The organism is Oscillibacter sp. (genome assembly GCF_031978065.1).
Lineage (GTDB): Bacteria > Bacillota > Clostridia > Oscillospirales > Oscillospiraceae > Oscillibacter.
The window spans coordinates 1-3,051 of the sequence record NZ_DALZCH010000183.1 but is presented as its reverse complement, the minus strand read 5'-3'; the positions used below and the strand labels follow the sequence as shown (position 1 = coordinate 3,051).

Below are 3,051 nucleotides of genomic sequence, written 5' to 3'. Positions count from 1 at the left end.
TAAAAGAGGCCGGAATCCCTTACAGTGAACTGTCGGGCATTCAGGCCAACCCCCGCAGTGGGAAGGTCTATGAGGGCATCGACCTCTGTCGCCGGGATGGATGCGACTTTTTGCTGGCCATTGGCGGCGGCTCGGTTATCGACACAGCAAAAGCCATTGCCATGGGCGTACCTTACGACGGTGATTTCTGGGACATCTTTGCCGGCAAGCATTCCATTGAAACCGTTTTGCCCGTGGGCGCGGTACTGACCATCGCGGCGGCTGGGTCCGAGGGATCCGATAGTTGCGTCATCACGCTGGAGGAAGGCAACCTGAAATGGGGCTGTCCGAAATCAGACCTGATCCGGCCCAAATTCTCTGTTCTGGACCCAAGCTATACCTGCTCCCTCCCAGCCTATCAAACCGCCAGCGGCGTGACGGATATGCTGGCCCACATTATGGAGCGGTACTTTACCAACACCAAGGACGTGGACATAACCGACCGGCTGTGCGAAGCACTGATGAAAACCATCATTGCCGCCGCGCCTAAGGCCCTTGAAAACCCGGGCGACTATGCCGCACGGGCGGAGCTGATGTGGGCGGGAATGCTGGCCCATAACAACACCTGCGGCGTGGGCCGTGAGCAAGATTGGGGCAGTCATCAGATTGAACACGAGCTTTCCGCGCTTTACGACTGCGCCCACGGCGCTGGTCTTGCGGTGGTCATGCCTGCGTGGATGGAGTACGTCCTGCCCCACGATGTAAACCGGTTTGTCCAGTTTGCGGTGCGGGTTTGGGACTGCGACATGGATTTTGCCCATCCCGAAGTGACCGCCAAAGCGGGCATTGCCCGGTTCCGGGCCTTTTTGAAGTCCATTGGAATGCCCCTCACCCTGTCGGACATCGGCGCCAAGGCGGAAGACATCCCCATCCTGACCGCTCGCCGCGGGGAGAAGCCCGGCGGCTTCCCCTTCGGCGGATTTGTGAAAATCGGCCCTGAAGAAATGACCGCCATTTTGAATCTGGCGGAGTAAACTGTTTTATAAGAAAGTTCCCCCCATTGCGTTTCACGCAATGGGGGGAACTTTTTTCTATGATTCGTTGGAACGCTTTGGCTTTAATAAGCCACGCCCCAGAAAATATCGGTTTTGCAGGACTTACCGCACACAGGACAGACGCCCTCTGTTCCAGACTGCACCAGAGGCATACAGCGGGAAGTAACGCCCGCCTGCTCCTTCATCGCCACCTCGCATGCCTCCTCCCCGCACCACTTGGAACGAAGAAAACCGCCCTTGCCCTCGGCAATGGCCTTTGCCTCGGCAGGGGTCTTGATATCGAAGGTATTGTCTTCCCGGTTCTTCAGGGCCATGGCATACATATTGTCGTGAATTTCGTCCAGCAGCTTCTTCGCCGCCGTCTCCAACTCCGCAAGAGGAATGAAGACTTTCTCTCCCGTGTCCCGTCGGGCGGCGACGCACTGGCCCTTTTCAATATCCTTGGGGCCGATTTCCACCCGCAGGGGCACGCCCTTCATCTCATACTCCGCAAACTTCCAGCCGGGGGAGTTGTCGGAATCGTCCAGCTTCACCCGAATGCCCGCATCCGCAAGACGCGCGCGCAGCCCTTCCGCCGCTTCCAGCACGCCCTCCTTATGCATAGCCACGGGAATGACCACTGCCTGAATAGGGGCCACCTTGGGCGGCAGCACCAGACCGTTGTCGTCTCCGTGGGTCATGATGAGTCCGCCGATGATACGTGTGGACAGGCCCCAGGACGTCTCGAAAGGATTGGTGAGCCGGTTGTTTTTATCCGTGAAGGTGATATCAAAGGCTTTGGCAAAGCCGTCTCCGAAATAGTGGCTGGTGCCGCCCTGAAGCGCCTTGTGGTCGTGCATCATGCACTCGATGGTGTAGGTGGATTCCGCCCCGGCAAACTTCTCCTTCTCCGTTTTCTGGCCACGGATGACCGGCATGGCCAGCGCGTCTTCGCAGAAGAAGGCATAGCACTCAAGCTGACGCTCCGTCTCATCAACGGCCTCCTCGGCCGTGGCGTGGAGGGTGTGCCCCTCCTGCCACAAAAACTCCCGGTGGCGCAGGAAGGGACGGGAGGTCTTCTCCCACCGCAGAACGCTGCACCACTGGTTATAAAGCATGGGTAAATCTCTCCAGGAATGGACTACCCGGCTCCAGTGGTCGCAGAACAGCGTCTCGGAGGTGGGGCGGATGCACAGCTTTTCCTCCAGCTTCTCGCTTCCGCCCATGGTGACCCACGCGCACTCCGGTGCAAAGCCGGAAACGTGGTCCTTTTCCTTTTGCAGAAGCGACTCGGGAATCAGCATGGGCATGGAGACGTTGGTATGTCCCGTCTTCTTAAATTCCCCGTCCAAAATACGCTGAATGTTCTCCCAGATGGCGTACCCGTATGGCCGCAGGACGAACATTCCCTTCGTGCTGGTATAGTCGATCAGCTCCGCTTTTTTGCACACGTCGGTGTACCACTGGGCGAAATCCGTGTCCCGGGACGTGATGGCGTCCACCTGTCTCTTGTCCTGTGCCATGTTCTTCATTCCTTTATATTTGTAATAATTGCAACCGCGCGTTGCATTTTCACCGAATTCTTATTGTATCCAGTCCGGAGGAAATTGTCAACTGCTTCCCGGCAAACGTCACGCCCCGGCTGCTTCTTCCGCCCGCTTCATCTGCCCCAGCACGCGAAGCATCAGCGGCACCGCCACGGCAAAGGTCAGCACGTCGGCCAGCGGCTGCGCCAGCATCACGCCCCAAAGCTCCATCAGCCGGGGCAGCAACAGCACCGCAGGGATGAAAAACGCCCCCTGCCGCGCCCCGGCCAGAAGAGTAGCAGGTCCCGTGTCTCCAATGGTTTGCAGCGTCATGTTGCTGAACACCACCCAGCCTGTCAGCGGGAAGGTGGCGCACTGGAGCCGCCAGGCCCGCGCCCCCACGGCCACCACCTCGGGATCGTTTCGCACCAGGCCAATCAGCTCCGGCGCGAAGATAATTCCCACTACACCCATCACCGTCAAAAAACCCGCGCCCCACTACACGCAAAACC

Annotated in this window: 3 protein-coding genes; 1 reads left to right on the top strand and 2 read right to left on the bottom strand. The window is 58.6% G+C overall.

Annotated elements, in window-relative coordinates; all coding sequences use genetic code 11:
• A partial coding sequence (locus RTK01_RS16405; RefSeq protein WP_312281995.1) for an iron-containing alcohol dehydrogenase occupies window positions 1–1,013 on the top strand: 1,013 nt, incomplete at its 5' end.
• Window positions 1,014–1,096: 83 nt separating this feature from the next.
• On the opposite strand, the gene proS is transcribed toward RTK01_RS16405, so the two are convergent.
• Window positions 1,097–2,536: a proline--tRNA ligase gene (gene proS / locus RTK01_RS16400; RefSeq protein WP_312281994.1), complete on the bottom strand. Its 1,440-nt coding sequence runs from the start codon at window positions 2,534–2,536 to the stop codon at window positions 1,097–1,099.
• Between the two features lie 108 nt (window positions 2,537–2,644).
• Window positions 2,645–3,022 carry a hypothetical protein gene (locus RTK01_RS16395; protein ID WP_312281993.1) on the bottom strand — a complete coding sequence of 126 codons (378 nt, stop codon included), beginning with the start codon at window positions 3,020–3,022 and terminating at the stop codon, window positions 2,645–2,647.
• Between the last annotated feature and the right edge of the window lie 29 nt (window positions 3,023–3,051).